This is a genomic window from Thalassovita taeanensis (genome assembly GCF_900110775.1).
Taxonomy (GTDB): Bacteria; Pseudomonadota; Alphaproteobacteria; order Rhodobacterales; family Rhodobacteraceae; genus Litorimicrobium; species Litorimicrobium taeanense.
Window position 1 is genome coordinate 95,362 of record NZ_FOEP01000006.1, and the last position, 20,841, is coordinate 116,202.

Consider the following 20,841-nt stretch of genomic DNA (forward strand, 5'->3'; position numbering starts at 1 on the left):
TATTGATGGGCGGACCCTCGGCTGAGCGCGAGGTGTCATTGTCAACCGGGCGTGAATGCGCCATCGCCCTGAGGGAAGAAGGTTTCGAGGTGATTGAGGTCGACGCAGGCCACGATCTGCCTGCGCGGCTGGCTGAAATCCAACCCGATGTCGTGTTCAACGCCCTGCATGGCCGCTGGGGCGAAGATGGTTGCGTGCAGGGTCTGCTGGAATGGTTGCAGATCCCTTATACGCATTCAGGGGTTCTGGCGTCTGCTCTGGCGATGGACAAGGAGCGCACCAAACAGGTGTATCGCGCCGTTGGTCTGCCGGTGACAGAGAGCCTGTTGGCCAGCAAGGCCGAGATCGAGGCGGGCCATGTCATGGCGCCGCCCTATGTGGTCAAACCCTATAACGAAGGGTCGTCCGTCGGCGTTTATCTTGTGCAGGAGGCGGCCAATGGCCCGCCCGTTCTGAGCGAAGACATGCCCGATATCCTGATGGTTGAGCAATACGTGCCGGGGCGCGAACTGACTACAACGGTGATGGGCGACCAAGCGATGACGGTGACGGATATCCTGACCGACGGCTGGTATGATTACGACGCCAAGTACAAGGTCGGCGGATCGCGCCACGTGATCCCCGCCGAGGTGCCGCAGGAGATTTTCGACGCTTGTATGGGCTATGCGGTGCAGGCGCATGAGGCGCTGGGGTGCCGCGGTGTCAGCCGGACCGATTTCCGCTGGGACGAGGCGCGGGGTCTGGATGGGCTGATCTTGCTGGAAACGAACACCCAGCCGGGGATGACCCCAACCTCGCTAAGCCCCGAACAGGCGGGCAAGATCGGAATGAGCTTTGGTGCGCTTTGCCGCTGGATGGTGGAGGACGCCTCGTGCAACAGGTAGGTATGCGCCCCGATCCGGCGCCGTCGCGTTGGGCCTATAGGATGCAGCGGCTGATGTTGACGCCGCTGTACCGCATTGGGCTGCGGGTGGGGCTTCCGTTTGTGGTGGCGCTGGCGGCTGGCACGATCTGGCTGTCTGATCAGGACCGGTTCGATGCGCTGCGTCTGTCGCTGGTGGACCTGCGCAATCAGGTCGAGCAGCGCCCGGAATTCATGGTCAAGTTGATGGCGATTGACGGGGCAGGCCCCCAGATCGCCGAGGATATCCGTGAGATCGTGCCGATTGATTTTCCTGTCAGCTCGTTCGATCTGGAGCTGGATCACATTCGCACCACGATCGCTGAACTGCCTGCCGTGGCCGATGTCAGCGTGCGGGTGCGTCCCGGCGGCGTGTTGCAGGTGGATGTCAAAGAACGCAAGCCGATCGTGCTGTGGCGCGGGCATGACGGGTTGTCCTTGCTGGATGAAAACGGCTTTTTTGTCGGGCAAATTGCCCACCGCGAGGACCACCGGGATCTGCCTTTGATTGCAGGCGATGGCGCCGATCAGGCCGTGCCGCAGGCGATGGCGCTGATCCGGGCCGCTGGGCCGTTGACGCCGCGACTTCGTGGTGTGGTGCGGATGGGTAACCGGCGCTGGGATATGGTTCTGGATCGCGGGCAACGGATCTTGTTGCCCGAGGCGAATCCGGTTCAGGCATTGGAGCGCGTGATCGCGCTGCATCAGGCGCAGGATATGATGACGCGGGATCTGGCGCAGGTCGATATGCGCCTGCCGTCACGCCCGACCATCAGAATGAGCGCCTCTGCCGTGGATCAATGGTGGCGTATTAATGATATCGGTATTGGGGACTGACGCAGAATGATCGAGCTTTATCAATCCCAACGCGCGATGCGCAACATGCGCAAGGCCGCAATGCAGCGCGGCGTGGTCGCCATTCTGGACGTCGGCAGTTCCAAAATCGCCTGCCTGGTGCTGCGCTTCGACGGCACCGAACGTGTGGGCGAGGCCGACGGCGTTGGCCCGATGGCGGGGCAGGCCGGGTTCCGGGTGATCGGGGCGGCGACGACCCGCTCGCGCGGGGTGAAATTCGGCGAGATCAGCGCCATGCAGGAAACCGAGCGCGCGATCCGCACCGCGTTGCAAGCCGCGCAGAAGATGGCCAATATCCGGGTCGATCATGTCATCGCGTGTTTCGCCGGGGCTGATCCGCGCAGCTATGGCTTGGCCGGGTCGATCGACCTTCAGGGGCATGTGGTGACCGAACAGGATGTCAGCCGGGTGTTGTCGGCCTGCGATGTGCCGGATTTCGGCGAAGGGCGCGAGGTGCTGCACGCGCAGCCGGTAAATTTCGCGTTGGATCATCGCACCGGTCTTGGCGATCCGCGCGGCCAGATGGGGCAGCGACTGGCAACCGACATGCACATGCTGACGGTCGATGCGGCGGCAATTCAGAACCTGGCGCATTGCGTCAAACGCTGTGATCTGGAACTGGCTGGCGTCGCCAGCTCGGCCTATGTCGCGGGGGTCTCTTCGTTGGTCGAGGACGAGCAGGAGCTGGGCGCGGCCTGTATCGACATGGGCGGCGGCGCGACCAGCGTGTCGATCTTCATGAAGAAACACATGATTTATGCCGATACCGTTCGGATGGGCGGTGATCATGTGACCGGCGATATCTCGATGGGGCTGTCAGTGCCCGCCAGTACCGCCGAGCGGATCAAGACGTTTTACGGTGGTGTGGTCGCCACCGGTATGGACGACCGCGAGATGATCGACATCGGCGGTGACACCGGCGACTGGGAACATGACCGCCGTGCCGTCAGCCGCGCCGAACTGATCGGGATCATGCGGCCACGGGTCGAGGAAATTCTGGAAGAGGTGCGGGCGCGGTTGGATGCAGCCGGGTTCGAGCATCTGCCCAGTCAGCAGATCGTTCTGACCGGCGGCGGCAGCCAGATCCCCGGGCTTGACGGGCTTGCCAGCCGCATTCTTGGGCAGCAGGTGCGTCTGGGCCGACCTTTGCGCGTGCACGGCTTGCCGCAGGCCGCAACCGGCCCCGGTTTCGCAGGTGCGGTGGGGCTGTGCCTGTTCGCGGCCAACCCGCAGGACGAGTGGTGGGACTTTGATTTGCCGGTCGATCGCTATCCCGCGCGATCGCTGAAGCGCGCTGTGAAATGGTTTCGAGACAACTGGTAACCCCCACATCTGGCCCGATCGGCGAAATCCCGCGTAACTGTGTTCACAAAAAGCCATATTTTGTGGTCAATTTGCGTTTTTTTGGTGACGTTGGGCTTGGTTCTGCGTACCATAGATGCCAATAGGCAGAAAAATACCTGCGAATGTGGGTGCAACAACATCAGGCGGACAGATCAATGACATTGAACCTTTCGGTGCCCGGGCATGACGAGCTGAAACCCCGTATCACTGTTTTTGGCGTGGGCGGTGCCGGTGGCAACGCGGTCAATAACATGATCGAAAAAGAGCTGACTGGCGTTGACTTCGTCGTCGCCAACACGGACGCGCAGGCCTTGCAGCAATCGCAGGCCCCCAACCGCATTCAGTTGGGTGTAAAAGTGACCGAAGGTCTGGGCGCGGGCGCGCGGGCTTCGGTTGGGGCCGCAGCCGCAGAAGAAAGCATTGAACAGATCGTCGATCATCTGGCGGGCGCACATATGTGCTTTATTACCGCTGGCATGGGCGGCGGCACCGGCACCGGAGCCGCGCCGATCATCGCGCAGGCCGCGCGTGAATTGGGCGTGCTGACCGTGGGTGTTGTGACCAAGCCGTTCCAGTTTGAGGGCGCCAAGCGGATGCGTCAGGCCGAGGAAGGCGTGGAAACGCTGCAAAAGATGGTCGATACGCTGATCATCATTCCGAACCAGAACCTGTTCCGTCTGGCCAACGAAAAAACCACCTTCACCGAAGCGTTCAGCATGGCCGACGATGTGCTGTACCAGGGCGTCAAAGGCGTGACCGACCTGATGGTGCGTCCCGGCCTGATCAACCTCGACTTTGCCGACGTTCGCGCGGTGATGGACGAGATGGGCAAAGCCATGATGGGCACCGGCGAGGCGACCGGCGAAGATCGCGCCATTCAGGCCGCCGAGAAGGCGATTGCCAACCCGCTGCTGGATGAAATCAGCCTGCGCGGCGCGCGCGGTGTGCTGATCAACATCACTGGCGGTCATGATCTGACCCTGTTCGAACTGGACGAAGCCGCAAACCGCATCCGCGAAGAAGTGGATCAGGACGCAAACATCATCGTCGGTTCGACGCTGGATGTGGACATGGGCGGCGCGATGCGCGTCAGCGTTGTCGCCACCGGCATCGACGCGGTCGATGTGAACCTTGAAATGCCGGTGCCGCGCCGGTCGATGGCCGCACCTCTGAAGCAGTCGGTCAGCACCGAGGCCGAAAAGCCCGCAGCGCCCATTCAGGTTGCTGCTTCGGTTGCGGACGTCGCGCAAGAGCCGAACTTCCTGGAGGATCTGGATGCACAGCAGGCAGCTGCTGAGGATCAGATGGAAGACATCTTCGAGGAAGAGTACGAAAGCGTTGCCCCGGCTGCGGTCGATGATCTTCCGCCGCCAGCTTATCGCCCGCAGGTTGCCGCGTTCCAGCCCGGCGCTGATATCGAGGCCGAGCCCGAGAGCTTTGTTGCTCCGAAAGCCCGCCCCGCAGGCACACCTTCGGCCGAAGCTCTTGCACGGTTGCAGTCCGCAGTTCAGAACGCTCCGACCGCCCAAAACCGCGCTGCAGCCGCGCCTCAGCAGCCCGCCGCAGAGCAGCCGCATCACGAAGGCGAGCGCCCGCGTTTTGGCATCAACTCTCTGATCAACCGGATGACTGGTCACAATCAAGAAGCACCGGCACAACCGGTTGCCCGGCAACAGCCGCAAGTGCGGGCGCAGCAGCCGATGGCGCAGCCCAGAATGCAGCCGCAGGCCGAGCCGGACGCAGATCAGGAGCGGATCGAAATTCCGGCATTCCTGCGTCGTCAAGCCAACTGATACTTGATCAACCTGCTAAACGTAGAAGCCGCCGCAAGGCGGCTTTTATGCATTTATTCAATAGGTTACGCGTGTCTTTCTGACGAATCGGCGACTTTTGGCCGCAGGACGTTTCGGATGTTTCAGAGCGTTACAAAGATTGAATTGTCCCTTTCCGGCTCAGCAGTTACCTATCTGCCACGGTACCACTCAATGTGCCGGTAAGATTTTGGGGATTATCTTGCAGACCACTCTGAAAAACCCGGTGACCTTTACAGGGGTCGGATTGCACTCTGGAAAACCTGCGCGCATGACCTTGCGTCCAGCCATGCCAGAGCATGGGATCTGGTTCCGCAGAACGGATGTTCTGTATAAGGACGCTTTGGTCCCTGCGCGTTGGGATGCAGTAAACCAGTCGCCGCTGTGCACACGGCTTGAAAACGCCGCGGGCGTTACCGTGTCGACGGTCGAGCATATCATGGCCGCGCTTGTGGGCTGCGGTATCCACAACGCGCTGATCGACATTGATGGGCCGGAAGTGCCGATTCTCGATGGCAGCTCGGCGTCGTTCGTGCGGGGGCTGCTGATGCGCGGATTGCGCGAGCAGGATGTGCCGGTCCGGGTGATCGAAATCCTTGAACCGATCGAAGTGCGCCGCGGAAATGCGATGGCACGGCTTGAGCCGAATAACGGCCTGAGGATCGATTTTCACATTGATTTCGCTGATGCCGCCATCGGGGTGCAGAAAAAATCCCTGAACATGGCGAATGGCAGCTTTGTGCGTGAGCTGTGCGACAGTCGCACGTTTTGCCGTCAGGCCGATGTCGATACGATGCAGGCCAATGGGCTGGCTTTGGGCGGCACGTTGGAAAACGCCGTTGTGGTCGATGGCGACAAGGTGCTGAGCCCCGGCGGCCTGCGCCACAGCGACGAGGCCGTGCGCCACAAGATGCTCGACGCGCTTGGCGATCTGGCCTTGGCGGGGGCCCCGATTCTGGGCCGCTATATCGGCCAGCGGGCAGGGCATGCGCTGACGAATGACTTGTTGCGTGCGCTTTTTGCCAACCCCGATGCGTTCCGCATGGTGGTATGTGACCGCGACCTGATGGCGCGTTTGCCCGGTGTGGGCGTACATCTGGGTGAAATCCCGGCCGTTGCATAAGGCGGTCGTGTCGCGCAGATTGCGCGCACGTGGGCCGCATAGAGCGATTTCGTGCCAAAGGCGTTTTGCACCGGAATTTTCTGTGCTAGGACCTGACAGAGCAGTGGGGTAAAAACCCCCAGAATGGTCCAGACGAGGGTGAAACAGAGCATGACAGGCAGCGTGTCCCGGACAAGGGTGATCGGTGTTCTTCTTCTGACCGCGTTTCTGGCGGGATGTGGAAACGGCGCAGATATTCGCCGCGGGGATGTACCGCTTGAAAGCTATACGGCCGAGCAGATTTTCGGGCGTGGTGAGTTCGAGCTGGAGAAAAAGCGCCCCGAAAAGGCGGCGTTCTATTTCTCGGAAATCGAGCGGTTGTATCCATATTCAGAATGGGCCAAGCGCGCATTGATCATGCAGGCGTTTTCCTATCATCAGGATAAGGACTATCCCAACAGCCGCGCAGCCGCGCAGCGGTACATTGATTTCTATCCGACCTCGGATGATGCGGCATATGCGCAGTATTTACTGGCGCTGTCCTACTATGATCAGATTGACGAGGTCGGCCGCGATCAGGGGCTGACCTTCCAGGCGCTGCAAGCGCTTCGCACGGTGATCGAGCGGTATCCCGACAGTGAATATGCCCGGTCGGCGATCCTGAAATTCGATCTGGCGTTCGACCACCTGGCCGCCAAAGAGATGGAGATCGGGCGCTACTATTTGCGCCGTGATCACTATACCTCTGCGATCAACCGGTTCCGGGTGGTGGTCGAGGATTTCCAGACCACCAGCCACACCGCCGAGGCGCTGCACCGGTTGGTCGAGGCCTATCTTTCCCTGGGTCTGACCGATGAGGCGCAGACGGCGGGGGCGATTTTGGGCCATAACTTCCGCTCGACCGCTTGGTACGAGGATAGCTACAAGCTGTTGGCCGGTCGCGGGTTGGAGATGAAGCCCAAGGGCGACAACTGGTTGAACCAGGTGTATCGTCAGATGATCAAAGGGGAATGGCTCTAGGGAGCGGTGGGCAGAGTGCCCACCCGATGGGGTTGACCGAATGCTGCGCGCACTAGAAATCCGCGATATGTTGATTATCGACCGGCTGGATTTAATCTTCCAGCCCGGCCTGAATGTGCTGACCGGCGAGACCGGGGCGGGCAAGTCGATCTTGTTGGATTCGCTGGGTTTTGTTCTGGGCTGGCGCGGGCGCGCCGAATTGGTGCGCGCCGGGGCCGAGCAGGGCGAGGTGCTGGCCAGTTTCGATCTGCCTGACGGGCACGCCGCCCATGCGGTTCTGGCCGAGGCCGGCCTGCCGGGCGGCGATGAGCTGATCCTGCGGCGGGTCAATGGACGCGACGGGCGCAAGACTGCCTGGGTCAATGATCGGCGCTGTTCGGGCGAGGTGTTGCGGGCGCTGTCTGAAACGCTGGTCGAACTGCACGGGCAACACGATGATCGCGGTCTGCTGGATCCCAAGGGGCACCGGGCATTGTTGGATGCGTTCGGGGCCTATCCGGCGCTTCAAGACGCTGTGCGGTTGGCGTGGCGCGGGCTGTCGCAGGCGCGCAAGGCACAGGCCGCAGCAGAATCCGCGCTGGCCGAGATCCGCGCCGAAGAGGAATATCTACGCCACGCGGTGGCCGAGCTTGACAAGCTGGACCCGGTCCCCGGCGAAGAGGCGGATCTGGATGCGCGGCGCCGGTCGATGCAAAGCGCCGAGCGCATCCGCGAGGATGTGGCACGGGCTTTGGCGGCGCTGGGGCAGGACGGGGCCGAGGGCGCGATGGGCGATGCAACGCGCTGGCTTGAGGGCGTGGCCGACCGGGCAGAGGGCGCGCTGGAAGCGCCAATCGCTGCACTGGGGCGGGCCTTCGCCGAGCTGGGCGACGCCGCACAGGGGGTTGAGCAGGCGCTGGATGGGCTAAGCTTCAACGCCTATGAGCTTGAGATGATTGAAGAACGGTTGTTCGCCATTCGCGGGCTTGCGCGCAAGCATGGCGTGGCCCCGGATGATCTGGGCGGGTTCGCACAGGATTTGCGGGCGCGGCTGGCGGCGCTGGATCAGGGCGATGCCGATCTGGCGGCCCTGCGCAAGGCGCAGGCGGCGGCCGAGGCTGATTACGCCAAAGCCAGTGGCGCATTGAGCGCGGCGCGGGCCGAGGCGGCGGCGCGGCTGGACATCGCCGTCGCGGCCGAACTGGCACCGCTGAAGATGGAGCGCGCGCTGTTTCATACCGAGATCACGGCAGTGGAGCCGGGCCCAGAGGGCGCCGATCTGGTGGCCTTTACCGTGGCGACCAACCCCGGTGCGCCGTCGGGACCGTTGGCCAAGATCGCCTCGGGGGGCGAGTTGAGCCGGTTCCTGCTGGCGCTGAAAGTGTGCCTGAGCCAGCAACAGAGCGGCGTGACGATGATATTCGACGAGATTGATCGCGGCGTTGGCGGGGCGACGGCAGATGCCGTAGGCCGCAGGCTGGCGGCACTGGCGACCGGCGGTCAGGTGTTGGTGGTGACCCATTCACCGCAGGTGGCCGCTCTTGGCGCGCATCACTGGCGGGTGGAAAAGCGGGTCGAGGGCGAGGTCACGACCTCGACCGTGGTGCCGTTGTCAGCCGAGGACCGCGTGGATGAAATCGCGCGGATGGTGGCGGGGGATACCGTCACCGATCAGGCGCGCGGCGCGGCCAAGGCGCTGCTGGCAGCGGGCTGAAACCACCTAAGGCGCCCGCGCTGCGAGCGCGATTCTTTCGCCGAGAGGGCTTGTTTCAATTAAAGGCGCAAGGATCGCTCCGGCTGGCCGGAGCCTTTGGTCGCGGGTGTGACGCAGGGAGCTCCCGTCTGACGGGCGGCCCCTGCGTGGATCAGCTATTCTGGACCATTTTGCCTGGGTTCATGATGTTTTGCGGGTCCAGCGCCTGCTTGATGGACCCCATCACGCCCCAGGCCTGACCATGTTCGGCTTCCATGTATTTCAACTTTCCAACGCCGATGCCATGTTCGCCGGTGGCGGTTCCGCCCATTGCGAGTGCGCGTTCGACCATGCGATGTGACAGATCCTCGGCGGCTTTGACCTGCGCCGGATCGGTGTCGTCAAACAACAGGATCGCGTGAAAGTTGCCATCACCGACATGGCCCAGAATTGGGCCGGTGATCGGCGAGGCCGCGATATCGGCGCGGGTCGCGTTCACCGCTTCGGCCAGTCGCGAGATTGGCACGCAGATGTCGGTGACAATGGACCTGCAGCCCGGCTTCGACGCCATGATCGCCCAATGGGCATGGTGGCGCATGGTCCAAAGCGCGGTGCGATCTTCCGGGGTGGTGGCCCATTCAAAACCCTGACCGCCGTGATCGGCAACAATGGCACCGAAACTTTCGGCCTGCTCGGCCACGCCCTGTTCCGAGCCGTGAAATTCGACCATCAGATGCGGAATTTCACGCATATCCGAGCCGGAATAGGCGTTGAACGCGGCTGCGGCGTCGGCATCGACAAACTCGATCCGCGCCATTGGCAGGCCCATCTGAATCGTGTCGATCACGCAATTCACTGCATCCTCGATCCGCTCAAAGGCGCAGACAGCGGCGGTGATCGCCTCGGGTTGGCCTTGCAGGCGCAGGGTCAACTCGGTGATCAGGCCAAGCGTGCCTTCGGCGCCGACGAACAGCCCGGTCAGGTCATAGCCCGCGCTGGATTTGCGCGCCCGCGTGCCGGTGCGGATGATGCGGCCATCAGCCAGCACGACCTCAAGCCCCAGAACGCTGTCGCGCATGGTGCCATAGCGCACAGCGGTGGTGCCGCTGGCGCGGGTCGAGGCCATGCCGCCAAGCGAAGCGTTGGCGCCCGGATCCACCGGAAAGAACAGCCCGGTGGCGCGCAGTTCGGTGTTAAGCTCTTCTCGGGTCAGGCCGGGCTGAATGGCCACATCCATATCCTCGGGGTTGATGCGCAAAATCTTGTTCATCAGCCGGAAATCAACGCAAAGCCCACCCTGAAAGGCCTGCGCCTGTCCCTCAAGCGAGGTGCCCGTGCCCCAACCGATCACCGGGCAGGCATGGGCCGCGCAGATTTTCACGATTTGTGAGACTTCGTCCGTGGTTTCCGGATATGCGACAGCATCGGGCGGTGTCAGCGGAAAATGCGTTTCAGAACGGCCATGTAGGTCGAGATCGGACTTGGACCGCGTCAGGCGTTGGCCTAGTAAGGATGAAAGCTCGGCGAGCGCGGTCTGGATTGTCATGGATCGGCCTCTGGCTAGTGCTTTGGTACCCTAGGCCATGCGGGCGGGCCATAAAAGGGGGAACAGCGGCTGCTCGCGCAAGGGAATGAAAATGGCCGACGGGTTCAGAACCTATCTGGGACAGGCCACGGCGCAGGGGCTGCGCGCGGTTGGACAGGCGTGGCGGGTATTGCTGCGGGAAGGTCCAAGCCAGTTTCAGTTCTGGCTGATCGCGTTGGCGATCGGCACCGGGGCAGGGTTCGGCGCGCTGTTTTTCCGCAAGGCGATCGAGTCGATACAGGCGTTCATCTATGGCAGCCGCGACGCGGCGCATCTGCATTCCTTTGCCCAGACCCTGCCGTGGTACTGGATCATGGCGGTGCCGGTTCTGGGCGGATTGGTCACCGGGATCGTGTTGCATCTGTTTACGCCGGACGGGCGCGTGCGCTCGGTCTCGGACGTGATCGAGGGCGCGGCGATGAACAAGGGCCGGGTCGAGGGCAAGGCGGGCATCGCCTCGGCCTTCGCGTCGCTGATTACGCTGAGCATGGGCGGCTCCACGGGCCGCGAGGGGCCTGTGGTGCATATGGCGGCGGTGATGTCATCTTGGGTGAGCAACAAGATCAGGGCCGATGGGATCACCGGGCGCGACTTGCTGGGCTGTGCGGTGGCCGCGGCGGTTTCGGCCAGTTTCAACGCCCCGATCGCCGGGGCGCTGTTCGCGCTCGAGGTCGTGCTGCGGCATTTCGCGGTGCATGCCTTTGCGCCGATTGTGATCGCCAGCGTTGCAGGCACGATCATCAACCGGATGGAATTTGGCGGCGTGACCGAGTTTCACCTGCCCGAGGCGAATACGCTGGAATTCTACGTCGAACTGCCCGCCTTTTTGCTGCTGGGGCTGACCTGCGGCTTGGTGGCGGTCGTGCTGATGCGGGCGGTGTTCGTGGCCGAGGATCTGGCAAATGTGGCGCACGCGCGCACCGGTCTGCCGCGTTGGTTGCGCCCGGCGGTGGCAGGGGCCTTTCTGGGTCTGCTGGCCATCTGGTTCCCGCATATCATCGGCGTCGGATACGAGACGACCTCGGCCAGCCTGACCGGGAAACTGCTGTGGCACGAGGCGATGATTTTCGCCGTGCTCAAGGTGGTCGCGGTGGCGATCACCATGGCGGGGCGGATGGGCGGCGGCATGTTTTCGCCCTCGCTCATGGTCGGGGCGCTGACCGGTCTGACCTTCGGCCTGATTGCTACCGGCGTCTTCCCCGAGGTGTCGGGGTCGCACACGCTTTATGCGCTGGCAGGGATGGGCGCGGTCGCCGCCGCTGTACTGGGCGCACCGATCTCTACAACGCTGATCGTGTTCGAATTAACCGGCGACTGGCAGACCGGTCTGGCGGTGATGGTGGCGGTGTCATTGTCAACGGCGCTGGCGTCCCGGCTGGTGGATCGCTCGTTTTTCCTGACCCAGCTCGAGCGCCGCAACATCCATCTGGCGGCTGGGCCGCAGGCCTATCTGTTGGCGATGTTCAGCGCCGCCAACCTGATGCGCAAACCCGGCGATCCCGGCGCGGCCGACGACACCCGCTGTCTTGAGATGATCGAGGACGGGATTTCCATCGCAGGAAGCGCCACGCTTGAGCAGGCGATGCCGTTGTTTGAACGCGCGGGCGTGCCGTTTTTGCCGGTCACCGGCCCTGTCGGGCCGGATGGCGTGGCCCCGCTGCTGGGCGCGCTGTTTCATGTTGATGCGTTGAAGGCCTATAACAGGGCGCTGGCGGCCACCGCAGCCGAAGAACACAGCTGACGGGGGCTTGCGCTGGCGCCGCGCCGAGGATCAGATCTGCTCGACCGCCAACTTGTCAGAGGTATAGAACGCCAAATGATTGGCGATCCGGGCCGCTTCGGGCTTGGGGGTTTCATAGCTCCAGACCGCGTTGGTCAGCGTCGCGCTTTTGGTCACAATCGAGAAGTAACTGGCATCGCCCTTGAACGGGCAGTGCGTGGTCTGGTCCGACGGGTCCAGAAATGCCATGGCAATATCTTCGCGCGGGAAATAGATGACCGGCGCGTAATCGCCCTCGGTCAGTTCCAGCGCGTTGTCGCTTTCGCCCAAAATGGCCCCGCCAGCGCGCACCACCCAAGTGCCTTCCGCCTTACGAATCGTGATATGGTTGGACATGGAGACCCTCCCCCAGAGTTACATTAGCTGTGCAGTGTGATTGTGACAGAGTGATGTCAGAGCGGTTCGGTCGCCGCAAGCAACCATAGCCGAGCTGGGTCCGAGAGCCGAGCACTGATTTTGTCACGGCACGCGGCATGATAGGCATCAATCCACGCGCGCTCATCCGGGCTGAGCATCTCGGCCATGATCAGCCGACGATCAATCGGCACCCATGTCAGCGTATCAAAGGCAAACATGTCGCGGTCATCGGCGCCGGGCAGGGCGGGCGCATCCTGCACCACGATCAGGTTTTCAATGCGAATGCCAAAGGCGCCTTCGCGGTAATATCCCGGCTCGTTCGACAGGATCATACCGGGCTTGAGCGCGATCTCTGACACCCGGCTCAGCCGCTGCGGGCCCTCATGGACGCACAGATAAACCCCCACGCCGTGGCCGGTGCCGTGATTGAAATCCAACCCCGCCACCCAAAGCGGAAAGCGGGCGATGGCATCAAGGTCGCGCCCGGCAAGTCCGCTAGGAAAGCGCAGGCGCGAAACCGCGATCATGCCCTGCAACACACGGGTAAAGCAGGATTTTTCCTCTGTCCCGACGTGGCCCACCGGAAGGGTGCGGGTGATGTCGGTGGTGCCGTTGATATATTGCCCGCCGCTGTCCACCACGATCAACTGACCGTTTTTCAGCGGGGCGTTGCTGGCCTCGGTCACGCGGTAATGCATGATCGCGCCATTGGGGCCGGTGCCCGCGATGGTTTCGAAACTGATATCGCGCAGGGCATTTGTCGCGCGGCGGAACCCCTCAAGCGCGGATACCACGTCGATCTCGGTCTGGGTGCCCGGGGCCTGCGCGTCGAACCAGGTCAGGAATTCGCACATTGCAGCCGCGTCGGTCAGATGGGCCTCGGTTGTGCCGACAATCTCGGCCGGGTTTTTGCAGGCTTTGGGCAGGATGCAGGGGTCTTGCCCCCAGACATGCGGCACGCCCGCCTCGGTCAGCTCCAGCGTGATCTGTAGCGGGGCGGTGGCGCGATCCACCCGCACCGGACCGGTGAGCGCGCCCAAAGCGGCGCTGAAATCGCCGGGCGCACTCAGGGTGACGTCGGTGCCAAGGTGCGTGCGCAAGGTGTCATCACATTTGCCGGGCGCGGTGAACAGGCTCAGCTTGCCGGTATCGTGCAGGATGGCAAACCCATGCGGCACCGGGTTGCGGGGGATGTCGCTGCCACGGATATTCAGCAGCCAAGCGATGGAATCGGGCAGGGTGATCACGGCGGCGCTTTGCCCGGCTTCGCGCAATGTGGCGGCAAGGCGCGCGCGTTTGGCCGCGTGGGGTTCGCCTGCAAGATCCTCGGGGTAGGGAAATATTGCACCCATCGGGGGCGCGGGCTGATCCTGCCATATCCGGTCAACAAGGTTATCGGTCGGGCGCAGGCTGATGCCGCTGTCCACAAGGGCGGTTTCCAGCGTTTCGATCTGTTCAGCCGTGTGCAGCCACGGATCAAACCCAATGACGCCGCCCTGCGGCAGCTGTTGGCGCAGCCAGTCCTGCAATTGGGTTTCAGGCCAAGGAACCGGAGTGAAATGCGCCAGATCGACCTGTGATTTCACCTGTGTGCGATACCGGCCATCAATGAACACGCCCGCCACATCGACAAGCGCTGCGCAGAACCCCGCCGAGCCGGTGAACCCACTGAAAAAGGCCAGCCGGTCATCATGCGGGGCGACATATTCGCCCTGATGCACATCGGCGCGCGGGATCAGAAACCCTGACAGCGCCAGTTTTGACAGCTCGGCGCGCAGTGCGGCCAGACGTGGCGGGCCTTGGTCGGGGCGGGCGGTTTCCTGAAAGGATTGGTACATGGGGCACTCCGTTTGGCGTGGCGTCAGTTGTGCAAATCCCGCAGGCGGTGACAAGAGGCCGACGGTGCGGAAAAGGGGGGCGCTGCCCCCGCCGCCTATGGCGGCCCCCCCGGAGTATTTGCATCAGAAAGAAACGGGAGGCGGAGCCCGAAGGCTTAGCCGGTCACTTTTTTGATGCCCATCAGCCGGGCGCGGGCGCGCGGATCCTGATCAAACAGGCCCGCTAGCTGCTCGGTCATCGCCCCGGCCAGCTGATCGACATCGGTAATGGTTACCGCATGCTGATAGTAGCGGGTCACGTCGTGGCCGATGCCGATGGCGATCAGCTCGACCTGCTTGCGTTTTTCGACCATGGCGATCACGTCGCGCAGGTGCTTTTCCAGATAGTTGGCCGGGTTCACCGACAGTGTGGAATCATCCACCGGCGCGCCATCAGAGATTACCATCAGAACCTTGCGGGCCTCGTGGCGCGAGATCAGGCGGCGATGCGCCCATTCCAGCGCCTCGCCATCGATGTTTTCCTTCAGCAGGCCCTCTTTCATCATCAGACCCAGATTGGTGCGGGTCCGGCGCATGGGCGCGTCGGCGTGCTTATAGATGATATGGCGCAGGTCATTCAGGCGACCGGGCTGTTGCGGGCGACCATCGGCCAGCCATTTTTCGCGGCTCTGGCCACCTTTCCACGCTCGGGTGGTGAAGCCGAGGATTTCGACCTTAACCGAGCAGCGCTCCAGCGTGCGCGCCAGAACATCGGCGCAGATCGCAGCGATGCTGATCGGCCTGCCGCGCATCGATCCGGAGTTGTCCAGCAGCAAGGTCACGACGGTATCGCGGAACTCGGTATCTTTTTCGACTTTGAAGGACAGCGGCGTGGTCGGGTTGGCCACGACGCGGGCCAGACGGCCGGCATCCAGAATGCCCTCTTCCATGTCGAACAGCCACGAGCGGTTCTGCTGCGCCTGAAGGCGGCGTTGAAGCTTGTTGGCCAGTCGGCTGACTGCGCCTTTGAGCGGTTCCAACTGCTGATCCAGATAGGCGCGCAGGCGTTCCAGCTCTGCCGGTTCCGCCAGTTCTTCGGCGGGGATTTCCTCGTCGAATTGCGCGTCATAAACGGCATAATTCGGATCCGCCTCGGAAAAGGGCGCAGGGGGCGGCGGTTCCAGTGGGGCATCGCCCTCGGGCAGTTCGGCCTCTTCGCCCAGCTCTTCGTCGGCCAGGTCATCCATGCTGACCTGCGCCTCGGAGGAATCTTGCGTATCGTCTTGCGATTGCTCGGGGTCGGCCTCGGCCTGTTCGTCGTCCTGATCATCCTGACCGGTGCTGTCGGGATCGGGCTGTTCCTCGGCGCCGTCGTCGGCGTCGTCCTGCTGGTCTTCATCGTTTTGATCGGGGTCATCGCCCAACTGATCACCGTAGCCAAGATCATCAATGACTTGGCGGGCGAATTTGGCAAACTCCGCCTGATCCGACAGCTTTTCCTGCAGATCTTCCAATGTGCCGCCTGCCTGATCCTCGATAAAGCCGCGCCACAGTTCCATCACGTTTTGCGCGGCGGGCGGCAGGTCGCGCCCGGTGGCAAGGTGGCGGATCATATAGCCCGCAGCCGCAGACAGCGGCGCATCAGCGGCCTGCGTGATCTGCTCATAGCCCAATCGTGCGGCCTCGTGCCCGATCTTGGCGTCGATATTGCCTGCGGTGCCGGGCATGTCGCGTGCGCCCATCGCTTCGCAGCGGGCCGTTTCCATGGCTTCGTACAGGCTTCGGGCCATATCGCCCGGCGGAGCATAGCGCGCATGCAGCACTTCGTTGTGGTACCGGCGCTGCATCGCCAGCGCATCGGCGGTGCCGCGCGTGAGCAGCACCTCGTCGCGGGTCAGGCGGCGGCTGACCTGTGGCAGCCGCATCGAATCGCCCGACAGGCCGGAGGGATCGACCGAATAGCTGACATTCAGCTCGGGGTCGTTGGCCATGACCTTGGTGGCGTCGGCCAGGGCCTTTTTGAACGGATCGGCGGGGTTGTCACTTTGTTTGCTCATGGCTGACCGTCCAGATCGGAAAGGGTGCGGGTTCCGGTGGCAAGACCGGCCAGGGTCGCAACATGAATATCAAGCGCGTCGATCACCGGATATCCGGGGTCGCGCCCATCAAATGCCAGATTAAGGTCGGTACCTGCAAGCACGACCGCATCGGCGCCCTGATCCTCGACCATCTGGCGCCCGGCAGCGAAAAATGCCGCGCGCTGCGCCTCGGTGGAGATGCCGCTGGTGGCGACATCCTGATAGAGTTTACCCAGTGCGACAAGGTCGCTCGTGGGCGCAACGGCCTGCGTGCGGGCCAATCGGCCATAGAGCCGGGTGCGCATCACCACCTCTGTGCCCAAAAGTCCAACGCAGCCAATGCCTTGGGCGGCAAAATACGCATCCAGAGGTGCAACCGCGCTAATCAGTGGCAGACTAGAGCGCGCCAGAGTCTCGGCAAAACAGAAATGCCCACCCAGAGAGGTAATGGCGGCGCACTCGGCCCCTGCGGCCTTGAGACGATCAATCAGCCGGGCATAGATTTCGGCCTGAGTCTCGCGCTTGTCGGCAAGGTTGTTTTCGATCAGATCGTAAACATCGGCCTGAACGATGGTCAGATCAAGCTTGTGCCCCGCCTGCTTCACCTGCGCCACCAGACGCTGATAATAGACGATGGTTGCCGCTGGTCCTATCCCGCCGATCAGTCCGATGTGCATTACGTTTTCCTTGCCGGTTTGCCCGGTCACTTCATCGCCATGCTGGCCGCAGATTCCGGCAGCTCTTCATCAAAGCAACGCTGGAAGAATTCCGCCACTGTGCGGCGCTCCAGCTCGTCACATTTGTTGAGGAACGACAGCCGGAAGGAATAGCCGACATTGCGGAAAATTTCAGCGTTCTGAGCCCAGGTGATCACGGTCCGCGGTGACATGACGGTGCTGAGATCGCCGTTCATGAAGGCGGTCCGGGTCAGGTCGGCCAGCGTCACCATCTGGCTGATGGTCTTGCGGCCCTTGTCGGTGTTGTAATGCGGGTTCTTGGCCAGCACGATCGCAACCTCGGCATCGTGGCTGAGATAGTTCAGCGTTGCCACCAGCGACCAACGGTCCATCTGGGCTTGGTTGATCTGCTGCGTGCCGTGATACAGCCCCGTCGTGTCGCCCAGACCAACGGTGTTGGCGGTGGCGAACAGGCGGAAATACGGGTTCGGGGTGATGATCTCGTTCTGGTCCAGCAGGGTCAGCTTGCCGTCATGTTCCAGAACACGCTGGATCACGAACATCACGTCGGCGCGGCCGGCATCATATTCATCGAACACGATCGCGGTCGGGTTGCGCAAAGCCCACGGCAGGATGCCTTCGTGGAATTCCGTCACCTGCTTGCCGTCTTTCAGCTTGATCGCATCCTTGCCGATCAGGTCGATCCGGCTGATGTGGCTGTCAAGGTTCACACGCACGGTGGGCCAGTTCAGGCGGGCGCCAACCTGCTCGATATGGGTCGATTTGCCTGTACCGTGATAGCCCTGAACCATCACGCGGCGGTTGCGGCTGAAACCCGCAAGGATGGCCAGCGTGGTGTCGGGATCGAATTTATAGGTCGGATCAATATCCGGCACCCGGTCAGACCGGTCGGCAAAGCCTTTCACGATCATATCGGTGTCGATGCCGAATACTTCGCGAACGGAAATATCTTCGGTGGGTTTTGCGTTGATGTCCATCGTGCCGTCCGCCTTGTTCTTGGTCGATTGCTTCGGGCCGAATTGCCCCGTTGATTGTGGTGCAACATATATGACCTGAGGGCAAGGGGGAGTGGGGTATTCCGCCGCGTATGACAATTGCGCGCAACGGGTGGTCACGGTTGCGTGATGCAACGTGATCACGCCGCTGAAACTTGTTGTCGCCCGGCGCCGTGTCTTCTGTGACCCGCCTGATGGCAGGAGGGCATTCAACCGGAGTACTTCCCATGAAATCGACCATCCTTATCGCCGCCGTATCTGTTCTGAGCCTCAGCGTCGGTTCCGCCTTCGCCGCCAGCCACTCCACCGCGAACCCGATGGTGGGCGGCGCAGAAATGTTTGCTGACAAGACCATCGTCGAAAATGCGGTGAACTCGGCCGATCACACCACGCTGGTGGCCGCTGTCACCGCCGCCGGTCTGGTCGAAACATTGTCGGGCGAAGGCCCGTTTACAGTGTTTGCCCCCACCAATGCGGCCTTCGACAAATTGCCCGCAGGCACGGTGGAAACCCTGCTGAAGCCCGAAAACAAGGATCAGTTGGTGAAGATCCTGACCTGCCACGTCGTGGCGGCTGATGCCATGTCCGAGGCGATCATGGGTATGATCGACGCCGATGGCGGCACCCACCCGGTGCCAACCGTTGGTGGCTGTACGCTGCAGGCGACCTATATGGGCGACAAGATCATGATCACCGATGAAATGGGCAACGTGGCTCACGTTACCATCGCTGATGTGGATCAGTCCAACGGCGTCATTCACGTCATTGATACCGTGCTGCTGCCCAAGATGTGATAGGCTGACCTCAGCTTGATCAGGGCCCCGGCGCAAACCGTGCCGGGGCCCGGTTTATGATAAAAACGGAGGGTAAGATGAACCGCAGAACAGCACTTTTTGGTGGCGCTTTTGCCAGCCTCGCCCTTGGGCGGATCGCACAGCCCGCCCACGCCGCCGATGGCAACTTCCAAATCACCCGCACCGATGCCGAATGGCGCGCCATGCTGACGCCGCTGCAATACAAGGTGATGCGCCACGAAGGCACGGAACGCGCAGGCAGTTCGCCGCTGGACAAAACCTATGCCGAGGGCGTGTATCAATGCCGCGGTTGCGACCTGCCGCTCTATGCCTCAAAGCATAAATATGACAGCGGCACAGGCTGGCCCAGCTTCTGGAAAGCACTGCCCGACGCGATCGAAACCAAACAAGACCGCAAGCTGTTCGCCGTGCGCACCGAATGCCATTGCCGCCGCTGCGGCAGCCACCTTGGGCATATTTTCAATGATGGCCCGAAACCCACCGGCAAGCGCCATTGCCTGAACGGTGTCAGTCTGGTGTTTGTTCCGGCCTGAAATCGGGCGTATCTTGGCCGCACACGGCAAGCCGCAGCTTCATTTGAAGTTGCGGCTGTCCTTTATCTGATCCCAGGCCCAAACCACCAGCTGAAGCTGTTCTTCCTGGCTGCGGTCGCCGCCGTTCATATCCGGGTGCAGCACCTTGATCAGCGACTTGTAAGCCTTGCGCACTTCGGCCTTGGTCCAGTGATCCTTGGCTTCCAGAATATCCACCGCCTTGCGTTCGGTCGGCGGCAAACGACGGGTGGTAACGCCCGAGGATTTGCCAGGGTTCTGCGTGGCATTCGCGCCCAGCACCTGATGCGGATCCTCGATGCCCAACCGCGCCCAGGCCCGCGCCTCAGGGTCGCCCATCGGGCGGGTCTGGCGTTCCCAGACCTTGTCCTTGGACATCTGGGCGTTCAGCTCCGCCTCGGTGGTGCCGTCGAAGAAGCTCCACTTCTGATTATATTCGCGCACATGGTCCTTGCAGAACCAGAAATACTCGTCCAGCACGTCCGGCGCTTTGGGCGCACGGTACTTGCCTGCCTGCTCGCAGCCTTCGTGTTCACAGACCCGTTGCGAGGTCTCGAACGCGCCCGTCATGCTTCTGCGGCCACGCGGGTTGTTCTTCTTGGCCGACGAGATCGACATATCGAAACCAAAGGGGTCTGACTTTGCCATGGGGTCACCTTTCCGACTCGGAGCATGGAGTTTAGACTGTTTCGCACCAGTTTGAAGAGGGGGCAGGATAAAAAATGCTCCGAAACAACCATGCCTGTGTCAGGTGCGAAGCGCGGACCGGAATTTCAAGGTATTGAATTTGCTAAAAAATGAAATTTTCGGTCGGAGACCCTAGCACGGCGAAGACCCAGCAGGCCATCACGGCAGGCATTTGCGCGGATATTTGCCGCCCAAGCCCCCCCGTACATCTGCGGAATTAGCTGCTGAAACGGGATTTGACCTGCTCCGCCCGTTTGCGCAACAACGAGCCGACGCTTGGATCGGCATCCGCAACGCCTTCGACCCCGTTGTCGGGCGGAAGCCTGAAAAACGGATTGGGCTTCTTTTCTGGCGCGATCTCAGGCGCTGTTTGCTGTTCCTGTTCCTGTTCCTGTTCCTGTTCCTGCTCCGGGACCGGACCGGGCGCGGGCGGTTCCAGAAGACGCGGTTCTGACGTCGACTGCTCACCGGCATTCATGCGGCGAAACACCAGCAGGTTGCGAAAGGTGGTCACGCTTTGCGTAAGGCCATGACGTTCTTCGCTGGGCAGCGTTTCGGCGCGCTGATATTCCCACCCCTCGGCGGCCATTTCGTTCATAAGCTGCTCAATGGTATGCGCAAATCGCCCCTCAGCCCCCTTGATACCGCGCACCTTGATCCCCTTGGTCGGGGCGGGAACCACTTTGTATTCATATTGTGCCATACTAACTCGTACTCAATGTGTTTGTCTGCGCGGGCGTCAGGCAAGTGATCACTTGGCCTTGGCCCTTTGC

The 20,841-nt window shown here is 62.1% G+C and carries 18 protein-coding genes; 10 read left to right on the forward strand and 8 right to left on the reverse strand.

Annotated elements, in window-relative coordinates; genetic code table 11:
- Positions 1-5: 5 nt before the first annotated feature.
- From BSF79_RS10170 to recN, 7 genes are all read left to right on the forward strand, one after another.
- Positions 6-884, forward strand: coding sequence for a D-alanine--D-alanine ligase (locus BSF79_RS10170; protein ID WP_245776374.1), 879 nt, complete (start codon positions 6-8; stop codon positions 882-884).
- Positions 872-1,738, forward strand: coding sequence for a cell division protein FtsQ/DivIB (locus BSF79_RS10175; protein WP_342741863.1), 867 nt, complete (start codon positions 872-874; stop codon positions 1,736-1,738). The genes BSF79_RS10170 and BSF79_RS10175 overlap by 13 nt, the downstream gene beginning before the upstream one ends.
- 6 nt (positions 1,739-1,744) lie before the next feature.
- Positions 1,745-3,079 (forward strand): cell division protein FtsA, encoded by a 1,335-nt coding sequence (gene ftsA, locus BSF79_RS10180; RefSeq protein ID WP_090269793.1) that lies wholly within the window; start codon positions 1,745-1,747, stop codon positions 3,077-3,079.
- Positions 3,080-3,255: 176 nt separating this feature from the next.
- Positions 3,256-4,893 (forward strand): cell division protein FtsZ, encoded by a 1,638-nt coding sequence (ftsZ, locus tag BSF79_RS10185; RefSeq protein ID WP_090269794.1) that lies wholly within the window; start codon positions 3,256-3,258, stop codon positions 4,891-4,893.
- A 220-nt stretch (positions 4,894-5,113) separates the two neighbouring features.
- Positions 5,114-6,034: a UDP-3-O-acyl-N-acetylglucosamine deacetylase gene (lpxC, locus tag BSF79_RS10190; protein WP_090269917.1), complete on the forward strand. Its 921-nt coding sequence runs from the start codon at positions 5,114-5,116 to the stop codon at positions 6,032-6,034.
- A gap of 150 nt (positions 6,035-6,184) precedes the next feature.
- A complete protein-coding gene (locus BSF79_RS10195) occupies positions 6,185-7,033 on the forward strand; it encodes an outer membrane protein assembly factor BamD (protein ID WP_090269795.1) in 849 nt (282 codons plus the stop codon).
- A gap of 40 nt (positions 7,034-7,073) precedes the next feature.
- Entirely contained in the window at positions 7,074-8,726 is a 1,653-nt protein-coding gene (recN, locus tag BSF79_RS10200; protein ID WP_090269796.1) for a DNA repair protein RecN, read from the forward strand.
- A 151-nt stretch (positions 8,727-8,877) separates the two neighbouring features.
- On the opposite strand, the gene BSF79_RS10205 is transcribed toward recN, so the two are convergent.
- Entirely contained in the window at positions 8,878-10,251 is a 1,374-nt protein-coding gene (locus tag BSF79_RS10205) for an FAD-binding oxidoreductase (RefSeq protein ID WP_090269797.1), read from the reverse strand.
- 91 nt (positions 10,252-10,342) lie between these two features.
- Between BSF79_RS10205 and BSF79_RS10210 the strand changes: the two genes are divergently transcribed.
- Positions 10,343-12,031, forward strand: a complete 1,689-nt coding sequence (locus tag BSF79_RS10210; RefSeq protein ID WP_090269918.1) for a chloride channel protein — start codon at positions 10,343-10,345, stop codon at positions 12,029-12,031.
- A 30-nt stretch (positions 12,032-12,061) separates the two neighbouring features.
- On the opposite strand, the gene BSF79_RS10215 is transcribed toward BSF79_RS10210, so the two are convergent.
- The 5 genes from BSF79_RS10215 to cobS form a co-directional block, all read right to left on the reverse strand.
- Positions 12,062-12,406, reverse strand: coding sequence for a DUF427 domain-containing protein (locus BSF79_RS10215; RefSeq protein ID WP_090269798.1), 345 nt, complete (start codon positions 12,404-12,406; stop codon positions 12,062-12,064).
- Between the two features lie 56 nt (positions 12,407-12,462).
- Positions 12,463-14,265, reverse strand: coding sequence for an aminopeptidase P family protein (locus BSF79_RS10220; RefSeq protein ID WP_090269799.1), 1,803 nt, complete (start codon positions 14,263-14,265; stop codon positions 12,463-12,465).
- Between the two features lie 155 nt (positions 14,266-14,420).
- Positions 14,421-16,301, reverse strand: coding sequence for a cobaltochelatase subunit CobT (gene cobT / locus BSF79_RS10225; protein WP_090269800.1), 1,881 nt, complete (start codon positions 16,299-16,301; stop codon positions 14,421-14,423).
- Positions 16,298-16,999, reverse strand: a complete 702-nt coding sequence (locus tag BSF79_RS10230; protein ID WP_090269919.1) for an aspartate/glutamate racemase family protein — start codon at positions 16,997-16,999, stop codon at positions 16,298-16,300. The genes cobT and BSF79_RS10230 overlap by 4 nt, the downstream gene beginning before the upstream one ends.
- Positions 17,000-17,025: 26 nt before the next feature.
- The gene (gene cobS, locus BSF79_RS10235; protein ID WP_090269801.1) at positions 17,026-17,997 is read right to left on the reverse strand and encodes a cobaltochelatase subunit CobS; all 972 of its coding nucleotides are present in this window, start codon (positions 17,995-17,997) and stop codon (positions 17,026-17,028) included.
- A 245-nt stretch (positions 17,998-18,242) separates the two neighbouring features.
- On the opposite strand from cobS, the gene BSF79_RS10240 reads away from it, so the two are divergent.
- Positions 18,243-18,809 (forward strand): fasciclin domain-containing protein, encoded by a 567-nt coding sequence (locus tag BSF79_RS10240; RefSeq protein WP_090269802.1) that lies wholly within the window; start codon positions 18,243-18,245, stop codon positions 18,807-18,809.
- Positions 18,810-18,886: 77 nt separating this feature from the next.
- The gene (msrB, locus tag BSF79_RS10245; protein WP_090269803.1) at positions 18,887-19,363 is read left to right on the forward strand and encodes a peptide-methionine (R)-S-oxide reductase MsrB; all 477 of its coding nucleotides are present in this window, start codon (positions 18,887-18,889) and stop codon (positions 19,361-19,363) included.
- 39 nt (positions 19,364-19,402) lie between these two features.
- On the opposite strand, the gene BSF79_RS10250 is transcribed toward msrB, so the two are convergent.
- Complete coding sequence (locus BSF79_RS10250; protein WP_090269804.1) at positions 19,403-20,029, reverse strand: J domain-containing protein; 627 nt, start codon at positions 20,027-20,029, stop codon at positions 19,403-19,405.
- A 256-nt stretch (positions 20,030-20,285) separates the two neighbouring features.
- Positions 20,286-20,771 carry a DUF4177 domain-containing protein gene (locus tag BSF79_RS10255; protein WP_090269805.1) on the reverse strand — a complete coding sequence of 162 codons (486 nt, stop codon included), beginning with the start codon at positions 20,769-20,771 and terminating at the stop codon, positions 20,286-20,288.
- Positions 20,772-20,841: the final 70 nt, after the last annotated feature.